General features: G+C 57.7%; 6 protein-coding genes. 3 read left to right on the forward strand and 3 right to left on the reverse strand.

Annotated elements, in window-relative coordinates; translation table 11 throughout:
• On the reverse strand, positions 1-926 hold a 926-nt coding region (locus JWQ61_RS14580; RefSeq protein WP_304361162.1), incomplete at its 3' end, for an AraC family transcriptional regulator.
• A 45-nt stretch (positions 927-971) separates the two neighbouring features.
• On the opposite strand from JWQ61_RS14580, the gene JWQ61_RS14585 reads away from it, so the two are divergent.
• On the forward strand, positions 972-1,865 hold the full coding sequence (locus JWQ61_RS14585; RefSeq protein ID WP_304361163.1) for an SDR family oxidoreductase: 894 nt from the start codon (positions 972-974) through the stop codon (positions 1,863-1,865).
• 200 nt (positions 1,866-2,065) lie between these two features.
• Complete coding sequence (locus JWQ61_RS14590) at positions 2,066-2,371, forward strand: NIPSNAP family protein (RefSeq protein ID WP_304361164.1); 306 nt, start codon at positions 2,066-2,068, stop codon at positions 2,369-2,371.
• Here the strand turns inward: JWQ61_RS14590 and JWQ61_RS14595 are convergent.
• Complete coding sequence (locus JWQ61_RS14595; protein ID WP_304361165.1) at positions 2,364-3,281, reverse strand: SDR family NAD(P)-dependent oxidoreductase; 918 nt, start codon at positions 3,279-3,281, stop codon at positions 2,364-2,366. The genes JWQ61_RS14590 and JWQ61_RS14595 overlap by 8 nt on opposite strands.
• A gap of 131 nt (positions 3,282-3,412) precedes the next feature.
• Here JWQ61_RS14595 and JWQ61_RS14600 point away from each other — a divergent pair, with 131 nt between their 5' ends.
• Positions 3,413-3,895: a MarR family winged helix-turn-helix transcriptional regulator gene (locus JWQ61_RS14600; RefSeq protein WP_304361166.1), complete on the forward strand. Its 483-nt coding sequence runs from the start codon at positions 3,413-3,415 to the stop codon at positions 3,893-3,895.
• A gap of 40 nt (positions 3,896-3,935) precedes the next feature.
• Here the strand turns inward: JWQ61_RS14600 and arsH are convergent.
• A partial coding sequence (arsH, locus tag JWQ61_RS14605) for an arsenical resistance protein ArsH (protein WP_304361167.1) occupies positions 3,936-4,487 on the reverse strand: 552 nt, incomplete at its 5' end.

The raw sequence follows: 4,487 nt of genomic DNA on the forward strand, positions 1-4,487 counted from the left end.
CCGAACGCGCTTTCGGATTCGTAGCCGAGCGATAAGGCGATTGCGGAAGTCGATTCGCGCGAATTCTTTAACCGGTCGCCGGCGAGCAGCATGCGCCAGCGTGTCAGGTACTCCATCGGAGTCGCCCCGACCGTCTCTTTGAACCGCAAGGCAAAGATGGATCTCGACATGCCCACGCGCTCCGCGAGTTTCTGCAATGTCCACCTATATCCTGGATCGTCGTGCATGCATCTGATTGCAGCCCCCATCTGTTTATCCGCCAGTGCGAAGAGCCAGCCGACGCCTTCTTTCGCCCCATCCGCCAGGTGCAGCCGCAGGGCTTGGACCAGCATCATGTAGGCGAGCTGCTGTGCAATCAAGGAGCCGCCCGGCTGCGGGTCGCGCACTTCTTCCTTCATGCGTTGCAGCGACCAGCGCATCGCCGCCTTATCCGACTCTTTCCGGATGTGCACTATGGGCGCCAGGGAACTCAGCAAGAAATCGGCGTGACTGCCCGTAAGAACAAAGTGGCCGCCGACCAGATAGCAGCTCCCCTCCTCCTTGCCGGAGACTTCGCGATCCGATCTCGATTTTGAGCGGACTATGTTGAAGTCGACAGGCGTCGCTGACAGATCGGTGGCGAGACGGAAAGATGGCCCGGGCGGCAAGAGGTAGCAATCCCCGGCCGTGAGCAATACAGCGTCGGGAATGCCTTCCACGGATAACCAGCATTGGCCGGAAACCACGGCATAGCACTTGATGCCTTCATGTTGTGGCCATTGGATAGCCGTGTCGCCGGTTACCTCGAAACCGCCCGAGGCATAACTCCGTGGTTTAAGCAGCGACAGTACATCTGATAGCGGATCCATAACTCCGGACGAATGAGCCAATAATACGGACTTTATAGCATTGATGGTATCGATACAAGCGCCTATATTCAGTTTCACCGGACTGCGATCGCAGTCCTCGACTAAAGCAAAGGCGACATCATCATGCGTATTTTCATTACCGGCGCTACCGGCTTCATCGGCTCCACCATTGTTGCAGAACTCATCAACGCGGGCCATCAGGTGCTTGGTCTGACGCGGTCGGAAGCAGGCGCCCAGTCGCTGATCGCGGCCGGGGCCGAAGTATTTCGAGGCAATCTTGAAGACCTGGAAAGCCTGCGTCGCGGAGCGGCGATGTCGGACGGCGTAATCCACACAGCCTTTAACCATGACTTCTCGAAATTCGTCGCGAATTGCGAAGCGGACCGGCAAGTCATCGAGGCGATTGGTTCCGTGCTTGCCGGCTCTGACCGGCCCCTCATCATCACCTCCGGTACCGGCATGGGAACTGCTGCACCAGGACAAGCCGCAACGGAAGAAACTTTCAACCCTGACCACCCCAATCCCCGCAAGGCTTCGGAACTGGCCGGTGTTACAGTGGCCAAGCGCGGCGTAAACGTGTCGGTGGTGCGCCTTCCCCAGGTCCACGATACCGTCAAGCAAGGCCTGATCAGCCCACTGATCCAGTTCGCCCGCGAGAAGAAAGTCTCGGCGTTTGTAGGTGACGGACTTAACCGCTGGCCGGCGGTGCATGTCAGCGATGCTGCCCGGCTCTACAGGCTGGCGCTGGAAAAACAGGAAGCAGGCAGCAGGTACCACGCTGTCGCTGAAGAAGGGATACCGCTTCGTAACATCGCTGAAGTCATTGGCCGAGGATTGAAGGTACCGGTGGTCAGTCTCTCTCAGGAGGAAGCGCGGGCGCATTTCGGATGGCTTGGCGACTTTGTTGGCCTCGACCTTCTGGCCTCAAGCGGAAAAACGCAGGAGAGGCTTGCATGGCGCCCGACCGGACCGGGACTGATCGCAGATCTCGAACAGATGAAATACTTCGAAAACTGAACAGGCTGAGCGCCGGCAGCGTCTTTGCGCTGCCGTTCGCGAACGTTGGAAATGGTCGATGGCTGCCATTCACTCATTATCGGCCATCAGCCACTACCAGACCGCCGCTAACTCGGAAAATAAAATATCTTCTTGTATGGCATCATGTGGCGATTGTTTTTCTCCATTGTTATAGCTGAAATCTGCCGACAAGGATTGCCATGGTCACCTGCTACCTGCGTTACATCATCGATCCATACAAACTCAAGGAATTCGAGCACTACGGCAAAATCTGGATTCCGCTGGTGGAGAAATTCGGCGGGATACACCATGGATACTTCCTTCCCTCGGAGGGAATCAGCAACGTGGCGCTGGCGATGTTCACGTTTCCTTCGCTCGCGCTGTATGAAGAATACAGAACGAAGTCGCTTCAGGACCCGGAGTGCCAGGCCGCATTCAAGTATGCCGAGGAAACCCGCTGCATCGTCAGCTACGAACGCAGCTTCTTCCGCCCCGTCTTCAAGTAACGCTTACATTTCCTGCACCTGTTGCCATGCCCGGAACGGCAATCGCCAAGCGCTCGGCGAGGAGTTCCGACGTGACAGACCAAAGCGCCTGCCGGGCCGCAACATCGTTCCCCGCACCCGCCGGCACCAGCGGCTTCGCATCCTTGACCGAAAAGTAGCCGCCCGATATGCGGTCGAAAGCCGGGTCGCTGGCAAGCCGCACAATGATGCCGGCGCCATGCTGCGGATTGCCGATGTTCAATGCCTTGAGAATTCCTTGGAGGACCGCGGCGAAACCCAGTTCACGGCCAAGGCCGGTGACGTTGAAGCCGGGGCACAGGCAGTTGGCTGTGACGCCGCTGCCTTCAAGCTGGCGCGCCAGTTCCATGGAAAACATGATGTTCATCAGCTTGGTCTGCCCGTATATCCTTGACGAGCCAAGGCGCGTAAACGCCGCGGTATTGCAAATGTCGCGCAGCGGATCCAGGTCGCCGCTGCGGCGCGATGCTTCCGAGGCCACGGTAACGATCCGCGATGGAGCCGAGCTGGCCAGCTTTTCCCGCAGGATATTCGTCAGCAGCCAGGGCGCAAGGTAGTTGACGCCAACCATCTCCGAAAAACCATCAGCAGTAATACGCTGCTCGAAAGCATGCAGGCCGGCGTTGTTGACCAGCACGTCGATGCGCTCGTAGCGGGCGGCGATTTCATGCGCCACCCTGGCGACAGCGTCGAGACTGGTGAAATCCGCGTAGTGGACATCGACCCGCGCATCCGGCGCCGCTGCCTTGATGGCGGCGCATGTTGCGGCTGCCTTTGCTTCATTGCGCGCAGTGAAAACGATGTGCGCGCCTTGACGCGCCAGCGCGATGGCTGCGAGCTGACCGATGCCGCTGGTGGCGCCGGTGACGACGACGGTAGGATTGGTGATCATGGCAATGGAATCGCGATTGCGACTATAATGGACTAATATCCACTATATCCATTTAATGGATTTTAGTCCACTATATTCTTGACGAGCAAATGCCGGTGGAGAAAAAGATGCCAGGACAGGCGAAAACAAAGATGTCAGACAAGAAAAAAACAGACGGGCCGCACACCGCGCAGGAGGTTCTGGTGCGTGCGCTGGGCGAACAGCTCAACACGCTCATGAGCGCCTCGCGCGCCTTGATGACGGATACCGCGGCCACTTTTCATCCAGACCTGCCGCCGGCGGCTTTTCACATCGCCCACTGGCTTCATTCGTTCGGTGCGGCAAAAGCCAGCCGGGTGGCTGAGGCTGTCGCCATGGACCGAAGCGCAACAAGCCGGTTGACAGCTCGCCTTATCGATCTCGGATTGATGGAATCGCGGCCGGATCCTGCGGACGGGCGTGGTGTCGTGCTGGACCTGACAAGTTCGGGACGCAAGAGCATTGAACGGGCGATTGGCCTCAAAGGCGATATCTTCCGCCAGAAAATCGACAACTGGAGCGATGCCGACCTGGAGCAGTTTGCGGCATTCCTGCGCCGTTTCAACGGTTTGCCACAACCAGATTTGCAAAGATAGGAACGATTCAGAACGCGTCGCGGGCCAATTCAAGCACTCTTCAAATTTTCTTTTGGTTCATGCGCTTGCTGAGTTCTTCGGCGCTTTCCCTGCGTTCGCTGTAGCGATCGACCAGGAATGAAGAGACATCGCGGGTAAGTAACGTGAATTTGAACAGCTCCTCCATTACGTCGACCACACGCTCATAATAAGACGATGGTTTCATGCGGCCTTCATCGTCAAATTCCAGGAAAGCCTTGGCAACCGATGACTGGTTAGGGATGGTAATCATCCGCATCCAGCGGCCCAGTATCCGCATCTGGTTGACTGCGTTGAACGATTGCGAGCCACCGGATACTTCCATCACTGCCAGCGTTTTACCCTGGGTCGGCCGCACCGCACCGATAGATAAAGGAATCCAGTCGATTTGCGCTTTCATGATGCCAGCCATGGCGCCATGGCGTTCGGGCGAGGTCCAGACCATGCCTTCGGCCCATTGCGCCAACTCCCTCAGTTCCTGGACTTTAGGATGACTGTCGGGCTCTCCATCCGGCAATGGCAAGCCGCGCGGATCGAAGATGTTGACTTCACCGCCCATCGCTTCCAGCAGCCG

This window comes from Collimonas fungivorans, from assembly GCF_028292705.1.
Taxonomy (GTDB): Bacteria; Pseudomonadota; Gammaproteobacteria; order Burkholderiales; family Burkholderiaceae_D; genus Collimonas; species Collimonas fungivorans_B.